The organism is Streptomyces sp. NPDC001502, from assembly GCF_042894785.1.
In the GTDB taxonomy this organism is placed as follows: Bacteria; Actinomycetota; Actinomycetes; order Streptomycetales; family Streptomycetaceae; genus Streptomyces; species Streptomyces kutzneri.
The window spans coordinates 126,268-141,307 of sequence record NZ_JBIAVW010000015.1; the positions used below are offsets into that span (position 1 = coordinate 126,268).

Sequence of the window (15,040 nt, forward strand, 5' to 3'; positions counted from 1 at the left end):
GCCCGCCCTCACCCCACCCATCGCACAGCCCCGTACCGCACTCGCGCCACGCAAGGGACCCTGTCATGCCGAATCTGGACCGCCGCGGATTCCTCGCCGCCTCGGCCGTCGCGGCGGGCGCCGCGACAGCCGGCCCCCTCACCGCCACGGACGCCGCCGCCTCCCCCGCCCCCGCCCCCGGGGCGGCGGGACCGAAGATCCTGCCCTCCGACGCCCGCTACCCCTCGCTCCAGACGGGCATCAACCGCCGCCATGTGGCCCGCCCCGAGCACGTCAAGATGGTCCGCTCGGCCCGTGACGCCGAGGACGCGCTCCGCGAGGCGATCGCCCGCCGCAAGCGGGTCTCCGTCCGCTCCGGCGGCCACTGCCTCGCCGACTTCACCTGCAACCCCGAGGTGGAGGTCCTCCTCGACTTCTCCGAGATGACCGCCGTCGGCTACGACGAGCGGCGCCGCGCCTTCTACGTCGAGCCCGGTGCCCACCTCATGGCCGTCTACGAGGCCCTCTACAAGGGCTGGGGCGTCACCCTGCCCGGCGGGGTCTGCCACTCCGTGGGCGCCGGCGGGCACATCAGCGGCGGCGGCTACGGCCTCCTCTCCCGCGACTTCGGCCTGGTCGTGGACCACCTGTACGCCGTCGAGGTGGTCGTCCCGGGCAGCGGCGGCCGCCCCCGCACGGTCGTCGCCACCCGCGAGGCCGGCGATCCGCACCGCGAGCTGTGGTGGGCCCACACCGGAGGCGGCGGCGGCAACTTCGGCCTCATCACCCGCTACTGGTTCCGCACCCCCGGTACCGAGCACGCGCCCCCGGAGCGTCAGCTGCCCGCCCCGCCGGCCCGGCTGCACGCCTCCGCGATCGACCTGTCCTGGAGCGAGCTCACCGAGGACCGCTTCGTGCGGCTCCTGCAGAACTACGGCGCCTGGCACGAGCGCAACTCCGGCCCGGACGCGCCGGGCCGCCACCTGTCCACCCTCTTCAACGCCAACGCCCGCCGCTTCGGCTCCCTCGCCCACTACGCCCAGTCCTCCTCCCGCGCCACCCTCGACCAGTACCTCGCCGCCCTGCTGGACGGCACCGGCCTGACCCCGCGCCCGGTCGAGCGGCCCAGCGGCGAGCTGGCGGCCATGCCGAACCTGTTCACCCCCCGCGAGCTGCCCTGGCTGGACGCGGCCCGCATGGTCGGCTCGCCCAATCCGGTCTGGGCCAACCCGCTGGCCCGGGTCGGGCTCAAGTCCGCCTACCACCGGCGCAACTTCACCGGGCACCAGCTGAAGGCCGCGTACCGGCACCTGTCACGGACCGACAACCCGGACACCTCGCTGGTCCTGCTCTCCTTCGGCGGCGCCATCAACGCCCACGGCGAGGCGGACACCGCCGCCGCCCAGCGCGACTCCGTCTTCAAGGTCCTCTACCAGGCGATCTGGTCGCGGCCGCAGGACGACGAGAAGGAGACGGCCCGGCTGCGCGCCTTCTACGGCGACGTCTACGCCGAGACCGGCGGCGTCCCGGTGACCGGCGGGGTGACGGACGGCTGCTACATCAACTACCCCGACACCGACCTGGCCGACCCTGCGGTCAACACCTCCGGCGTCCCCTGGCACGAGCTCTTCTACAAGGGCGGCCACGAGCGGCTGCGGGCGGTCAAGCGCCGCTACGACCCGCACGCGGTCTTCCGGCACAAGCTCTCGGTCGCGCCGTGACGAAGGACGGCGGGCAGGCGTTCCGCAGCCGCCACCTGACCATGATGGCGATGGGCGGCGCGGTCGGCACCGGTCTCTTCGTCGGTTCCGCGCAGAGCATCCGGGCCGCCGGGCCCGCCGCCCTCGTCAGCTACGCGCTGGCCGGGCTGCTGGTGCTGCTGGTCATGCGGATGCTCGGGGAGATGGTCGCCGCCCGCCCGATGGCCGGGTCCTTCGCCGACTACGCCCGCCTCGCCCTCGGCGACTGGGCGGGATTCACGGTCGGCTGGCTCTACTGGTACGCCTTCGTCGCCATCGTGGCCATCGAGGCGATCGCGGGCGGCCAGATCGTGCACGCCTGGTTGCCGCAGGTGCCGGCCTGGTCCTGCAGCCTGCTCCTGCTCGGCGGGCTGACGGCGGTGAACCTCCGCTCCTCCCGCGCCTTCGGGAACGCGGAGTTCTGGTTCGCGGTCGTCAAGATCGGCGCGATCCTGGCCTTCCTGGCCCTGGGGACCGCGTACCTGCTGGGCGAGGGCCCTTCCGGTCCCCCGCTGGGGAACCTCACGGCGTACGGGGGGTTCGCCCCGCACGGCTTCGGCCCGGTCCTCACCGCCACCGTCGGCGTCGTCTTCGCCTTCGGCGGTACCGAGATCGTGGCCGTCGCGGCCGCCGAGTGCCCCGACCCGGGCCGGGCCGTGGCCCGCGCCACCCGCCAGATCGTCTGGCGGATCCTCGTGTTCTTCCTCGGCTCGGTCCTGCTGGTCCTCGCGATCGTGCCCTGGCCGGAGATCACCGGCGGCGAGAGCCCGTACGTGACGGCCCTGACCCGGATCGGGGTGCCCTTCGCCGGAACGGCCATGAGCATGGTGATCCTGACCGCGCTGCTGTCGGTGCTGGGCTCCACGCTGTACGCCTCCTCGCGCATGCTGGCCACCCTCGCCGGGCACGGCGACGCGCCCCGGTGGGTAGCGGCACCGCGGCGCGCGGTCCTGCTCGGTACCGTGGCGGGCTGCGGGGCCGTCGCGGCGCAGGCGGTCAGTCCGGGGCGGGCGTTCCCGTTCCTGCTCAACTCGACCGGCGCGGTGCTGATCATCATGTACCTGGGGATCGCCGTCTCCCAGTTCGTCCTGCGGATCCGCACCGAGCGCACCGCCCCCGAACGGCCGGCTTTCCGCATGTGGGGCTTCCCGTACCTGACGCTGCTGGTCATCGCGGCCTTCTCGGCGATCCTGTGCTCGATGCTGTTCAGCGCACAGGCCCGCCCCCAGCTGCTGATGAGCCTGGGCAGCCTCGCCGTGGTGCTGGTGGCGTGCGCCCTCACCAAGGTCCGGAGGAGGTCTGCCGAGTTGCGGTTCGTCAACACGGTAAGGTAAGTAAACGGTGTTTGTACGGGGGTAGAAGACACTCTCGCCGTGTCCCTGAGGAGGAGCCCCCGCCATGCAGACCCTGTCGCGCCGTGAACGTCTTCGGATCGAGACCACCGCCGAGATCAAGGAGGTGGCGCTCGCCCTGCTCGCCTCCGGCGACGTCGCCGGGATCACGCTGCGCGGCATCGCACGCGAGATGGGCATGACCGCCGCGGCCCTGTACGGGTACTTCGACACCCGGGACGATCTGCTCGCCACGCTGGCGGCAGACACGTACAACCGGCTCGCCGACCAGCAGGAGCTGGCCCGCGACGCGCTCCCCGAGGAGGCGACCGCGGCCCGGCTCCTCGCGGTCGCGGACACCTTCCGGGAGTGGGCCCGGACCCGCCCGGCGGAGTTCCGCCTCACCTACGGGGACAGCTCGCCGGGGTACGCGCCGACCCACGACAACGTGGTGGCGGCCGCCCGCCGGTGCTGCATGATCCTCCTGGGCCTGGTCGACGCCGCCTGGCCCGCCGCTCCCGAGCAGCTCAAGCGGGCCGAGGCGCAGTGGAGCGACTTCGTCCCCTCCCTCGCGGCCCTCGCCCGCGAGTGCTTCCCCCACTTGCCGCCGCAGGCGCTGCTGGCCTCGCTGCGCGTGTGGGGCCGCATGTACGGCCCCGTCGCGCTGGAGGTCTACGGTCAGTTCGGCCCCGAGGCCAACCCCCGCGTGCTGTTCCAGGCGGAGATGGACTCGGCGCTGGAGATGCTCGGCCTCGACCAGCCCCGGCCGGGCGGCGCCGGCTCCTGAGCCCGGCCCCTCACCCGCCCGCGCTGGGCGGGGCCGCGACGTTCAGCTGCCAGGAGACTCCGAAGCGGTCGTTCACCCAGCCGAACCGGTGGCTGAATCCGTACGAGCCCAGGGGCATCAGCTCCTGGCCCTGCTCGGCGAGCGCGCGGTAGAGGCGGTCGATCTCGGCGTCGTCCTCGCACTGGACGTACAGCGACACCGCGGGCGTGAAGCCGAACGCGTGCTGCGCCGGGCTGTCGATGCACATGAACTGCTGTCCGGCCAGGGAGAAGGTCGCGTGGCGCACGGTTCCCGCGGGCCCGGCCCCGGGTCCGGTCTCGTCGGGGCCGTAGCGGCTGACGGCAAGCACCTCGGCGTCGTCGAACAGCGAGACGTAGAAGCCCATGGCTTCCTCGGCCCGCCCCTCGAACATCAGAAACGTGGTGATCTTCTGCGGGGTCGGCGTGACGGCCATCGTCGGTACGTGTCCCTTCGGCTTCTTGTCCCGGACCAGGAACCTTAGCCTCCGCCCGCGCCGCCGGGACCGGACCGGGGCGGCTACCGCGCGCCGTACACCGGCAGCGGAGCCTGCGCCGCCGCGAGGAGTTCCAAGGCGGCCGCCCCCGCCTGCGCCGGGGTCCAGCGGGCGCCCCGGTCCGCCGTGGGGCCCGGCCGCCAGCCCTCCATCACCGTGATCCGGCCGCCCTCCGTCTCGAAGACCCGGCCCGTGACCCCCGCCGAGGCGTCCGCCCCCAGCCAGACGACCAGCGGGGAGACGTTCTCCGGGGCCATCGCGTCGAAGCCGCCCGCCTCGGGGGCGGCCATGGTCTCGGCGAAGGTCCGCTCCGTCATCCGGGTCCGCGCCGCCGGGGCGATCGCGTTGACCTGGACCCCGTAGCGGCCCATCTCCTGCGCCGCGACCATCGTCAGGCCGAGGATCCCGGCCTTGGCCGCGCTGTAGTTGCCCTGGCCGACCGAGCCCAGCAGTCCGGCCCCGGAGGAGGTGTTGACCACCCGGGCGGCCACGGGCCGACCCGCCTTGGCCTCCGCCCGCCACCACGCGGCCGCCGACCGCAGCGGCAGGAAGTGGCCCTTCAGGTGGACCCGCATGACCGCGTCCCAGTCGTCCTCGTCCAGGTTGACCAGCATCCGGTCCCGCAGGAAGCCCGCGTTGTTGACGAGGGTGTCCAGGCGCCCGAAGGTGTCCACGGCCGCCGTCACCAGTGAGGCCGCGCCCTTGGACGTGGCGATGTCCCCGCCGTGCGCGAGCGCCTCACCGCCCAGCGCCTCGATCTCGGCGACCACCTGGGCCGCCGGGCCGTCCGGCCCCGGCAGCCCGTCGAGCCCGACCCCGAGGTCGTTCACGACGACCTTCGCCCCCTCCGCCGCGAAGGCCAGCGCATGGGCCCGCCCCAGCCCCCGCCCCGCGCCCGTCACGATCACGACCCGGCCTTCACACAGTCCCGCCATCTCAGCTCTCCTTGTTGACAGTTGCCGCATCCAGGAACGCCGGGCGCTCCCCGCCCCCGTGCACCAGCAGGCTCGCCCCGCTCACGTACGCCGCCCGGTCCGAGGCCAGGAACACCGCCGCCTCCCCCACGTCCGAGGGTTCCGCCAGCCGCCCCAGCGGGACGGTGGCGCCGACCGACGCGATGCCGGCCTCGTCGCCGTAGTGCAGGTGGGCCAGTTCGGTCCGCACCATGCCGAGGAGGAGTGAGTTGACCCGCACGTCGGGGGCCCATTCGACGGCCATGGACCGGGCCAGGTTCTCCAGCCCGGCCTTGGCGGCGCCGTACGCGGCCGTCCCCGGCGAGGGGCGGGTCCCGCTGACGCTGCCGATCATGACCACCGAGCCGCGCGCTTCGCGCAGCCAGGGGTAGGCCGCGAGCGAGGCGGTCATCGGCGCGAGCAGGTTGAGCTCGACGACGCGCGCGTGGCGCTGCGCCTCGCCCTCGCCCAGCAGCCGGTACGGGGTGCCGCCCGCGTTGTTGACCAGGCAGTCGAGTCGCCCGTACCGGCCCGCGACCGTGCCGAAGAACGTGTGCACGGCGGCCGGATCGCGCAGGTCGACCGGGGTGAAGGCGGCCGTCCGGCCGTCCGCCGCCACCTCCTGGTCCGGTGGCCGCCGGGCGCAGACGACCACGTCCGCGCCGGCCGCGAGGAACGACCGGGCGATCCCGGCGCCGACGCCCCGGGTTCCTCCGGTGACGACGACGACCCTCCCGTCGAGCTCCATAGGCTGCTACCTTCCTCACCTAACAAATGTTTGGTGGAAAGGTAGCTGATCCGCTCATGGGTGTCTCCACCTCAAGCCCCGACAAGGGCATCGCACTCGTCACAGTCGACTTCCCACCCGTCAACGCGCTCCCGGTGCAGGGCTGGTACGACCTCGCCGACGCCCTGCGGGCGGCCGGCCGCGACCCCGAGATCCGGTGCGTCGTCCTCGCCGCCGAGGGCCGCGGCTTCAACGCCGGCGTCGACATCAAGGAGATGCAGCGCGACACCGGACACGCCGCCCTGGTCGGCGCCAACCGGGGCTGCTACGAGGCCTTCGCCGCCGTGTACGAGTGCGAGGTGCCGGTCGTCGCGGCCGTGAACGGGTTCTGCCTGGGCGGCGGCATCGGGCTCGTCGGCAACGCCGACGCGATCGTCGCCTCCGAGGACGCCACCTTCGGGCTGCCCGAGCTGGACCGGGGCGCGCTCGGCGCCGCCACCCACCTGGCGCGGCTGGTCCCGCAGCACCTGATGCGCACGCTGTACTACACCTCGCGCACCGCGACCGCCGCCGAACTGCACGCCCACGGCTCGGTCTGGAAGGTGGTCCCGCGCACGGAACTGCGCGCCGCCGCCCTGGAGCTGGCCGCCGAGATCGCGAAGAAGGACGGCTACCTGATCCGGCTCGCCAAGGCGGCCATCAACGGGATCGACCCCGTGGACGTGCGCCGCAGCTACCGCTTCGAGCAGGGCTTCACCTTCGAGGCCAACCTCAGCGGGGTGGCCGACCGGGTCCGCGACACCTTCGGGAAGGAAGAGCGCGCATGACCGACAAGTCCATGACCCCCGACGAGGTGGTCGGACAACTGCACAGCGGGATGACCATCGGCATCGGCGGCTGGGGATCCCGGCGCAAGCCCATGGCCCTGGTGCGCGCACTGCTCCGGTCCGAGATCACCGATCTCACCGTGATCTCCTACGGCGGCCCCGACGTCGGCCTGCTGGCCGCCGCCGGCCGGATCCGCAGACTGGTCGCCCCCTTCGCCACCCTGGACTCCATCCCGCTGGAGCCGCACTTCCGGGCCGCCCGCGAGCGCGCCGCCTTCACCCTCACCGAGCTCGACGAGGCCATGTTCATGTGGGGCCTGCACGCCGCCGCCAACCGGCTCCCCTTCCTCCCGGTCCGGGCGGGTCTCGGCTCCGACGTGATGCGGGTCAACCCGGAGCTGCGTACGGTCACCTCCCCCTACGACGACGGCGAGGAGCTGGTCGCCGTCCCCGCGCTGCGCATGGACGCCGCCCTGGTCCACCTCAACCGCGCCGACCGCCTCGGCAACGCCCAGTACCTGGGCCCGGACCCGTACTTCGACGACCTCTTCTGCGAGGCCGCCGACGCCGCCTACGTCTCCTGCGAGCAGCTCGTCGAAACCGCCGAGCTCACCAAGTCCGGCCCCCCGCAGTCCCTCCTCGTCAGCCGGCACTCCGTGACCGGGGTCGTGGAGACCCCGAACGGTGCGCACTTCACCTCCTGCGTCCCCGACTACGACCGCGACGAGGCCTTCCAGAAGCTGTACGCGGCCACCCCCTGGAACGAGTTCGCCGACCGTTTCCTGTCCGGGGCGGGCGAGCACGACTACCAGCTGGCCGTCCGGACCTGGCACGAGGAGCAGCAGTGACGAGCACCGAAGCCGCCACCACCGCCACCCGCGCCGTCTCCCGCGCCGAGTACTGCGTGATCGCCTGCGCCGAGGCCTGGCGCGACAACGGCGAGGTGCTCGCCAGCCCGATGGGCCTGATCCCCTCCTTCGGGGCCCGGCTCGCGAAGCGGACCTTCTCCCCCGACCTGCTGCTGACCGACGGCGAGGCGATGCTCGTCGGGCTCGACGGCACGGCCGAGGGCTGGCTCCCGTACCGGCGCCACCTGACGATGGTCACCGGCGGCCGGCGGCACGTGATGATGGGCGCCAGCCAGATCGACCGGTTCGGCAACCAGAACATCTCGTGCATCGGCGACTGGCAGCGGCCGGCCCGCCAGCTCCTCGGGGTGCGCGGCGCCCCCGTGAACACCCTGAACAACCCGGTGAGTTACTGGGTGCCCAAGCACTCGACGCGGGTGTTCGTCGAGCGCGTCGACATGGTCAGCGGGGTCGGCTACGACCGTGCGGAGGCGGCCGGGGTGACCCGCTTCCACCGTCTCCCCCGGGTGGTCAGCGATCTCGGCGTCTTCGACTTCGCCGGGCCCGGTCACTCGATGCGCCTGGTCTCCGTGCACCCCGGCGTCACCGTCGAGGAGGTCCGGGCGGCCACCGGGTTCGAGCTGGCGGCCGCCGAGGAGGTCCCGTACACGCGGGAGCCGACGCCGGACGAGCTGCGGCTGATCCGCGAGGTGATCGACCCCAAGGGACTGCGCGACCGCGAAGTGCGGGGCTGATCCGATGGAGACGGCATTCACCAAGCTGGTCGGTGTCGAGCACCCGATCGTGCAGACGGGCATGGGCTGGGTCGCCGGCCCCCGCCTGGTGTCGGGCGCGGCCAACGCGGGGGCGCTGGGCATCCTGGCCTCGGCCACGATGACGCTGGACCAGCTGCGTTCGGCGGTCCGCGAGGTCACGTCCCGCACGCCGGAGGGGACCCCCTTCGGGGTCAATCTGCGGGCGGACGCGGGGGACGCGGCCGAGCGGGCCCAGCTGATCATCGACGAGGGGGTGCGGGTCGCCTCGTTCGCGCTGGCGCCGTCCAAGGAGCTGATCGGGCGGCTCAAGGACGCGGGCGTGGTCGTCATCCCGTCGATCGGGGCCCGGCGGCACGCCGAGAAGGTGGCCGCGTGGGGCGCCGACGCGGTGATCGTGCAGGGCGGCGAGGGCGGCGGTCACACCGGGGACGTGGCCACGACGGTGCTGCTGCCGCAGGTCGTGGACGCCGTGGACATCCCGGTGATCGCGGCGGGCGGCTTCAGCGACGGTCGCGGCCTGGTCGCGGCGCTGTCGTACGGGGCCGCGGGCATCGCCATGGGCACCCGGTTCCTGCTGACCTCGGACTCGACCGTCCCGGACGCCGTGAAGGCCGAGTATCTGAAGGCCACGGTCAAGGACGTCACCGTCACCACGGCCGTCGACGGGCTGCCGCACCGCATGCTCCGTACCGAGCTGGTCGACTCCCTGGAGCGGGCGGGCCGCGCCCGGGCGCTGGTCCGGGCGGTCCGGCACGCGGCCGGCTTCCGGAAGCTGTCCGGGCTGAGCTGGCCGCAGATGGTCCGCGACGGCCTCGCGATGAAACACGGCAAGGACCTGTCCTGGAGCCAGGTCCTGCTCGCCGCGAACACCCCGATGCTCCTCAAGGCGTCCATGGTCGAGGGCCGTACGGATCTCGGCGTCATGGCATCGGGCCAGGTCGCGGGGGTGATCCACGATCTTCCGTCCTGTGCGGAGCTCGTCTCCCGCGTCATGGCCGAAGCACAACAGGCACTGGAATCACTCGAAGCACTGCACTCGCTCCGCACCCTGCCACCACCAGGGTGATCCCCCTTCTCCGTCACAGGAGTCGCCCCTATGAGCCGTGCCCGCATCCGCCTGGCGACCGCGGCGGCCGCCGCCGCTCTCGCCGTCGGGACCCTGCCCGCCTCCGCGTACGCGGCGGCGGCGCCCGGAGCCGGGGTCAGCGCCCGGCACCACCAGCACCCGCAGCAGCAGCAGCAAGCCGAAACGATCCGTCAGATCCCCCTCCAGGGCGCCGTCAACGTCCGGGACATCGGCGGATACCGCACCTGGACCGGCGGCCGGGTCCGCCAGGGCCTGGTCTACCGCTCCGACGCACTGAGCAAGCTGACCGACGCCGACGTCACCACCGTCTCCGGTCTCGGCCTCACGAAGGTCGTCGATTTCCGCATTCCGATGGAGCTCCAGTACGACGGCGCCGACCGGCTGCCCACCGGGCTCTCCCCCACGTCGCGCGCCGTCAGTGACCTCGGCCTCTACGGAACCCTCGTCGGCGCGATCGGCAGCGGCGACCCCGTCGTCCAGGAGCAGATGCTCGGCGGCGGCCGCGCCGAGGCCTACATGCGCGACATCTACCGCACCTTCGTGAGCAGCCCCGAGAACCGGGCGCAGTTCGCGGCGACCCTGCGGGAGATCGCCGACGGCCGCCAGGGCCCGGTCCTGTACCACTGCACGTCCGGCAAGGACCGGACCGGCTGGATGAGTTACGTCCTGCTGCGCGCCCTCGCCGTCCCCGAGGACACCGCGGAGCGCGACTACCTGGCGTCGAACACCTTCCGCGCCGCCTACGACGCCCGGGTGCGGGCGGGCCTCAAGCAGTCGGGCCGGATGCAGAACCCGGACCTGCTGATCCCGCTCCAGGAGGTCCGCCAGGACTACCTGGACTCGGCGACGGCGCAGCTGGAGGCCGACTACGGCAGCTTCTACGGCTACCTGACCCAGGGCCTCGGCCTGGATCTGCGGACCCTGGCGAAGCTGCAGGCCAAGATGGTCCGGTAGCGACAGCGGCAGCGGACAGCACGACGCCGGGCAGCGCTTCTCGCGCTGCCCGGCGTCGTCGTGTGTGTGCGGTGAGGGGTCAGACCGCCCGGCGGCGGCCCTGGCCGCCGGAGCCGACCCGGCTGCGCGCGGAAGCCGCGGCCGCGCCGCCACCGGCGCCGCCCGTCCCGCGCCGGCCGCGCTCGCCGGAGCCACCGGCCACCGCGCCGCCGCCCTGGCCGCCGCGCCGGGCCTGGCCCGAACCGGAGGCCGCCGGGGCCTGCCCGGAGGCGCCCCCACCGGAACGACGGCCACGACCGCCGGCCGCCGGAGCACCGCCCGTGGCGGCACCGGTGCGCGGCCCGCCGCCCGAGCGGCGGCGCGAGCCGGAGCCCGCACCGGAGCCGGAACGCGGCTTGGGCGCGGTCGGCTGCGGAACCTCCAGCACGACCGGGATGCCCGAGGGCTCCTTGGCGCCGGTCAGCCGGGCCAGTTCCTCGTCGGAGGACTTGATCTGCGCGGTGCGCGGGGAGATCCCGGCGTCCGACATCAGACGGCTCATGTCCCGCTTCTGGTCGGGGAGGACCAGGGTGACCACGCTGCCGGACTCGCCGGCCCGGGCGGTACGGCCGCCGCGGTGCAGGTAGTCCTTGTGGTCGGTGGGCGGGTCCACGTTGACGACGAGGTCGAGGTCGTCGATGTGGATGCCGCGGGCCGCGACGTTGGTGGCGACCAGCGCGGTGACCTCGCCCGTCTTGAACCAGTCGAGGGTGCGGTTGCGCTGCGGCTGGGAGCGGCCGCCGTGCAGGCCGGAGGCGCGTACGCCGTCCGCCAGCAGCTTCTTGACCATGCGGTCGACCCCGCGCTTGGTGTCGACGAACATGATCACCCGGCCGTCGCGAGCGGCTATACGCGTCGCCACGGCCTTCTTGTCGGTCTCGTCCATGACGTACAGGACGTGGTGCTCCATGGTGGTGACCGCACCGGCCGACGGGTCGACGGAGTGGCCGACCGGGTCGGTCAGGAACATCTTGACGAGCTTGTCGATGTTCTTGTCCAGCGTCGCCGAGAACAGCATCCGCTGACCGCCGGCCTCGACCTGCTTGAGCAGCGCCGTGACCTGCGGCATGAAGCCCATGTCGGTCATCTGGTCGGCCTCGTCGAGGACGGTGATCGAGACCTGCGAGAGGTCGGCGTCACCGCGGTCGATGAGGTCCTTCAGGCGGCCGGGGGTGGCGACGAGCACCTCGGCACCGCGGCGCAGGGCGCCCGACTGCCGGTTGATCGACATGCCGCCGACGACGGTCGCGATGCGCAGGTTGACGGCCGTGGCGTACGGGGCCAGGGCGTCGGTGACCTGCTGCGCGAGCTCACGGGTCGGTACGAGGACCAGCGCGAGCGGCGCCTTCGGCTGCGCGCGGCGGCCGGCGGTGCGGGCCAGCAGCGCCAGGCCGAAGGCCAGCGTCTTGCCGGAGCCGGTACGGCCGCGGCCGAGCAGGTCACGGCCGGCGAGGGAGTTCGGCAGCGTCGCGGCCTGGATCGGGAACGGCTCGGTGACGCCCTGGGCGGCGAGGGTCTTCAGCAGCGCCTCGGGCATGTCCATGTCCCCGAACGACTCGACCGGCGGCAGCGCCGGGGCGATCGGCTCGGGCATGGTGAATTCCTGGGGCCTGGCAACGGGCGCGGACTTCTGCCGTCCCGCGCCAGACTTCGGACGCCCCTGGGCCGCACCTCGACCCCGGGTGGGGCGGCGGCTGGGTCGTGCGGAGCTGGAGCTGGTCATGCGAGAAAGCCCTCCTGAAACCGGCAGGTAAAACAAAGGTCGAAACAGCAGACAAGCCGGGGCCCGCACCTCGCGGTGCGGACCCCGGCATGCTGAAGAACTTAGGCGGGGATGATGTTCTCCGCCTGGGGGCCCTTCTGGCCCTGGGTGACGTCGAAGGACACGCGCTGGCCCTCCTGGAGCTCACGGAAGCCCTGGGTGGCGATGTTCGAGTAGTGGGCGAAGACGTCCGGGCCGCCACCGTCCTGCTCGATGAAGCCGAAGCCCTTTTCCGAGTTGAACCACTTCACGGTGCCAAGTGCCATTTTAAATCTCCTGAATAGGCGGCAAAGGGCCCCATCCGGAGATTCCGGCAAAACAATAAAAGCGCCTGCGGAGCATTCCCGTCAGGCGCACATAAAGTTCATGGGTACCACAACTGCAACGAGCTCTAAGCTAGCACACCTCGCTGCGGGGAGTCCCGGGGCGAGGGGTGTGACCTGCGCCCTCCACCCCGCCGGCCTGCGGTGTGCAGGCCGGCCCGGTGGGGTGGTCGGGGGGCCGGAACCCGCGCCCCCCTTGGGTCGTGGGCGGTCCTGGGCCTTCCGGACGCCCTGCCCGACCGGGCGGGCCGGGTCCGCCGACGGCGAAAAGATTCATCCCTACGGGTCGGACCGGGCCGGCCGGTACGGTCCGTACGCCGTGCGGGCGGCGGAGGCCCCTGGCGGCCGCCCACCCCAGCTGGTTTGATCATGGAATGGCAGCGATCAAGGAGCCCTGGGGGCTCAGTGTGCTCGGCGCGGGCAGCGTGTCCGCCGAACCCCGACTCGCCCACGTGGACCTGGCGGTCGATCTCCTCGCCCCGACCCCGAAGGCGGCCTTCGCCGAGGCGGGCGCGGCCGTCACCCGGCTGCGGGACGTCCTGCGCGAGCACGGCATACCGGACTCCGACGTGTCCGGCTCACGGCTGGAGCTCTCCTCGCAGTACAAGGGCTACGGCGCGGACCGGACCTTCCACGGCTACGGCTGCGTGGCCACGTACACCGTGCGGACGGAGGCGCTGGCCGGGCTGGAGCTGCTGATCGAGGACGCGGTGACGGCCGGCGCGAACCGCGTCGACGCCGTGCGGTTCGAGGTGGAGGACAAGCCCGCGATGCGGGACGAGGCCCGGCGCCGGGCGGTGGCGGCCGCCCGGCGCAAGGCCGAGGTGTACGCGCAGGCGTGCGGGGTGGGGCTGGGGCCGGTCATCCACATCGAGGACGTCGACCCGGAGTCGATGGGCAGCTACAGCCACGGCCGCCGGAAGGGCGGGGACCCCGAGGAGGACGGCGCCCTCACCCCGGGCTCGGTACGCGTCGAGGCGGCCGTCCTCCTCGGCTTCGCGCTGCTCCCGGAGTGACCGGCGGGCCGACCCGGGCGGCTACAGCCGTTCGATGCCGCTCCGAGCCGGGGCCTACAGCCGTTCGATGATCGTCACGTTGGCCTGGCCGCCGCCTTCGCACATGGCCCCTCCCTCACGGCCCCCTCGCACCGCTCGGCCCCGGGGGCCTCACAGGCATCGGCAGCCTGCGCCGGCCTCCGGCCGACGGACGCCGCTCCGAACCGGGACCTACAGCCGTTCGATGATCGTCACGTTGGCCTGGCCGCCGCCTTCGCACATGGTCTGGAGGCCGAAGCGGCCGCCCGTGCGTTCCAGTTCGTGCAGGAGGGTGGTCATCAGCTTCACCCCGGTCGCCCCCAGGGGGTGGCCGAGCGCGATCGCGCCGCCGTTGACGTTGACCCGCTCCGGGTCGGCCCCGGTCTCCTTCAGCCAGGCCAGCACCACCGGGGCGAACGCCTCGTTGATCTCCACCAGGTCGATGTCGGCCAGCGACATGCCGGTCTTCTTCAGCGCGTAGGCGGTGGCCGGGATCGGCGCGGACAGCATGCGGATGGGGTCCTCGCCCCGTACCGAGAGGTGGTGGATGCGGGCGCGCGGCCGCAGGCCGTGTTCCCGTACCGCCCGCTCGGAGGCGATCAGCATCGCCGCCGCCCCGTCCGAGACCTGCGAGGAGACGGCCGCCGTGATGGTGCCGCCGTCGACCACCGGCTTGAGGGTGGCCATCTTCTCCAGGGTCGTGTCCCGGCGCGGGCCCTCGTCCACGCTCACGTCCCCGTACGCCACCGTCTCGCGCGCGAAGCGGCCCTCGTCGATGGCCCGGACCGCCCGCCGGTGGGAGCGGAGCGCGAACTCCTCCATGTCCTGCCGGGTGATCCCCCACTTCCGCGCGATGAGCTGGGCGCCGTGGAACTGGTTCACCGGGGCGTCCCCGTACCGGGCCCGCCAGCCCGCCGAGCCCGCGTACGGTCCCTCGTCCAGGCCGAGGGGCTCCGCCGCCTGCCGTGAGGCGAAGGCGATCGGGATCATCGACATGTTCTGGGTGCCGCCCGCGACCACCAGGTCCTGCGTGCCGGACAGGACGCCCTGCGCCGCGAAGTGCACGGCCTGCTGCGAGGACCCGCACTGGCGGTCGACGGTGACCCCGGGCACCTCCTCGGGCAGGCCGGCCGCCAGCCAGGCCGTCCGGGCGATGTCCCCCGCCTGCGGCCCCACCGTGTCGAGGCAGCCGAACACCACGTCCTCCACGGCGGCCGGGTCCACCCCGGACCGCTCGATCAGTGCCTTCAGGACGTGTGCGCCCAGGTCGGCGGGGTGGACGGCGGACAGACCGCCGCCCCGCCGCCCGACGGGCGTGCGTACCGCATCGACTATGTAGGCCTCGGGCATCGGGACTCCT

At 73.0% G+C, this 15,040-nt stretch carries 15 protein-coding genes; 9 read left to right on the forward strand and 6 right to left on the reverse strand.

The genetic code is table 11. From position 1 onward, the window contains the following. Positions 1-65: 65 nt before the first annotated feature. From ACFY0D_RS25395 to ACFY0D_RS25405, 3 genes are all read left to right on the forward strand, one after another. Positions 66-1,700: an FAD-binding oxidoreductase gene (locus ACFY0D_RS25395; RefSeq protein WP_390800347.1), complete on the forward strand. Its 1,635-nt coding sequence runs from the start codon at positions 66-68 to the stop codon at positions 1,698-1,700. Continuing rightward, positions 1,697-3,052 (forward strand): amino acid permease, encoded by a 1,356-nt coding sequence (locus ACFY0D_RS25400; protein ID WP_390800348.1) that lies wholly within the window; start codon positions 1,697-1,699, stop codon positions 3,050-3,052. The genes ACFY0D_RS25395 and ACFY0D_RS25400 overlap by 4 nt, the downstream gene beginning before the upstream one ends. Before the next feature lie 64 nt (positions 3,053-3,116). Further along, the gene (locus ACFY0D_RS25405; RefSeq protein ID WP_390800349.1) at positions 3,117-3,836 is read left to right on the forward strand and encodes a TetR/AcrR family transcriptional regulator; all 720 of its coding nucleotides are present in this window, start codon (positions 3,117-3,119) and stop codon (positions 3,834-3,836) included. A 10-nt stretch (positions 3,837-3,846) separates the two neighbouring features. Here the strand turns inward: ACFY0D_RS25405 and ACFY0D_RS25410 are convergent, their stop codons facing one another. From ACFY0D_RS25410 to ACFY0D_RS25420, 3 genes are all read right to left on the reverse strand, one after another. Next, positions 3,847-4,290, reverse strand: coding sequence for a VOC family protein (locus ACFY0D_RS25410; RefSeq protein WP_351159461.1), 444 nt, complete (start codon positions 4,288-4,290; stop codon positions 3,847-3,849). 83 nt (positions 4,291-4,373) lie between these two features. Beyond that, positions 4,374-5,285, reverse strand: a complete 912-nt coding sequence (locus ACFY0D_RS25415; RefSeq protein ID WP_390800350.1) for an SDR family oxidoreductase — start codon at positions 5,283-5,285, stop codon at positions 4,374-4,376. Between the two features lies 1 nt (position 5,286). Continuing rightward, positions 5,287-6,051 (reverse strand): SDR family oxidoreductase, encoded by a 765-nt coding sequence (locus ACFY0D_RS25420; protein ID WP_390800351.1) that lies wholly within the window; start codon positions 6,049-6,051, stop codon positions 5,287-5,289. A 56-nt stretch (positions 6,052-6,107) separates the two neighbouring features. Here ACFY0D_RS25420 and ACFY0D_RS25425 point away from each other — a divergent pair, with 56 nt between their 5' ends. From ACFY0D_RS25425 to ACFY0D_RS25445, 5 genes are read left to right on the forward strand one after another with little or no spacing between them, the layout of a single operon-like run. Continuing rightward, positions 6,108-6,857, forward strand: coding sequence for an enoyl-CoA hydratase family protein (locus ACFY0D_RS25425; protein WP_390800352.1), 750 nt, complete (start codon positions 6,108-6,110; stop codon positions 6,855-6,857). Continuing rightward, positions 6,854-7,705: a CoA transferase subunit A gene (locus ACFY0D_RS25430; protein WP_390800353.1), complete on the forward strand. Its 852-nt coding sequence runs from the start codon at positions 6,854-6,856 to the stop codon at positions 7,703-7,705. The genes ACFY0D_RS25425 and ACFY0D_RS25430 overlap by 4 nt, the downstream gene beginning before the upstream one ends. After that, positions 7,702-8,460 carry a CoA-transferase subunit beta gene (locus ACFY0D_RS25435; protein ID WP_390800354.1) on the forward strand — a complete coding sequence of 253 codons (759 nt, stop codon included), beginning with the start codon at positions 7,702-7,704 and terminating at the stop codon, positions 8,458-8,460. The genes ACFY0D_RS25430 and ACFY0D_RS25435 overlap by 4 nt, the downstream gene beginning before the upstream one ends. A 4-nt stretch (positions 8,461-8,464) precedes the next feature. Further along, positions 8,465-9,547 (forward strand): NAD(P)H-dependent flavin oxidoreductase, encoded by a 1,083-nt coding sequence (locus ACFY0D_RS25440; RefSeq protein WP_390800355.1) that lies wholly within the window; start codon positions 8,465-8,467, stop codon positions 9,545-9,547. A gap of 30 nt (positions 9,548-9,577) precedes the next feature. Then, entirely contained in the window at positions 9,578-10,522 is a 945-nt protein-coding gene (locus tag ACFY0D_RS25445; RefSeq protein WP_390800356.1) for a tyrosine-protein phosphatase, read from the forward strand. Positions 10,523-10,601: 79 nt separating this feature from the next. Here ACFY0D_RS25445 and ACFY0D_RS25450 read toward each other — a convergent pair whose 3' ends face one another. Together ACFY0D_RS25450 and ACFY0D_RS25455 are read right to left on the reverse strand one after the other, a co-directional pair. Next, positions 10,602-12,284, reverse strand: coding sequence for a DEAD/DEAH box helicase (locus ACFY0D_RS25450; protein WP_390800357.1), 1,683 nt, complete (start codon positions 12,282-12,284; stop codon positions 10,602-10,604). A gap of 101 nt (positions 12,285-12,385) precedes the next feature. Continuing rightward, positions 12,386-12,589, reverse strand: coding sequence for a cold-shock protein (locus ACFY0D_RS25455; protein ID WP_030010141.1), 204 nt, complete (start codon positions 12,587-12,589; stop codon positions 12,386-12,388). Between the two features lie 431 nt (positions 12,590-13,020). Between ACFY0D_RS25455 and ACFY0D_RS25460 the strand changes: the two genes are divergently transcribed. Beyond that, positions 13,021-13,662: an SIMPL domain-containing protein gene (locus ACFY0D_RS25460; RefSeq protein WP_390800358.1), complete on the forward strand. Its 642-nt coding sequence runs from the start codon at positions 13,021-13,023 to the stop codon at positions 13,660-13,662. A gap of 210 nt (positions 13,663-13,872) precedes the next feature. On the opposite strand, the gene ACFY0D_RS25465 is transcribed toward ACFY0D_RS25460, so the two are convergent. Continuing rightward, positions 13,873-15,030 carry an acetyl-CoA C-acetyltransferase gene (locus ACFY0D_RS25465; protein WP_390800359.1) on the reverse strand — a complete coding sequence of 386 codons (1,158 nt, stop codon included), beginning with the start codon at positions 15,028-15,030 and terminating at the stop codon, positions 13,873-13,875. Positions 15,031-15,040 lie beyond the last annotated feature (10 nt).

Excerpts from the sequence above, each read along its gene's own strand:
- ACFY0D_RS25395 (WP_390800347.1), top strand. The coding sequence starts at position 66 with ATGCCGAATCTGGACCGCCGCGGATTCCTCGCCGCCTCGGCCGTCGCG.
- ACFY0D_RS25460 (WP_390800358.1), top strand. The coding sequence starts at position 13,021 with ATGGCAGCGATCAAGGAGCCCTGGGGGCTCAGTGTGCTCGGCGCGGGC.
- ACFY0D_RS25430 (WP_390800353.1), top strand. The coding sequence starts at position 6,854 with ATGACCGACAAGTCCATGACCCCCGACGAGGTGGTCGGACAACTGCAC.
- ACFY0D_RS25415 (WP_390800350.1), bottom strand. The coding sequence starts at position 5,285 with ATGGCGGGACTGTGTGAAGGCCGGGTCGTGATCGTGACGGGCGCGGGG.
- ACFY0D_RS25425 (WP_390800352.1), top strand. The coding sequence starts at position 6,108 with ATGGGTGTCTCCACCTCAAGCCCCGACAAGGGCATCGCACTCGTCACA.
- ACFY0D_RS25420 (WP_390800351.1), bottom strand. The coding sequence starts at position 6,051 with ATGGAGCTCGACGGGAGGGTCGTCGTCGTCACCGGAGGAACCCGGGGC.
- ACFY0D_RS25410 (WP_351159461.1), bottom strand. The coding sequence starts at position 4,290 with ATGGCCGTCACGCCGACCCCGCAGAAGATCACCACGTTTCTGATGTTC.
- ACFY0D_RS25440 (WP_390800355.1), top strand. The coding sequence starts at position 8,465 with ATGGAGACGGCATTCACCAAGCTGGTCGGTGTCGAGCACCCGATCGTG.
- ACFY0D_RS25455 (WP_030010141.1), bottom strand. The coding sequence starts at position 12,589 with ATGGCACTTGGCACCGTGAAGTGGTTCAACTCGGAAAAGGGCTTCGGC.
- ACFY0D_RS25450 (WP_390800357.1), bottom strand. The coding sequence starts at position 12,284 with ATGACCAGCTCCAGCTCCGCACGACCCAGCCGCCGCCCCACCCGGGGT.
- ACFY0D_RS25405 (WP_390800349.1), top strand. The coding sequence starts at position 3,117 with ATGCAGACCCTGTCGCGCCGTGAACGTCTTCGGATCGAGACCACCGCC.
- ACFY0D_RS25465 (WP_390800359.1), bottom strand. The coding sequence starts at position 15,030 with ATGCCCGAGGCCTACATAGTCGATGCGGTACGCACGCCCGTCGGGCGG.
- ACFY0D_RS25445 (WP_390800356.1), top strand. The coding sequence starts at position 9,578 with ATGAGCCGTGCCCGCATCCGCCTGGCGACCGCGGCGGCCGCCGCCGCT.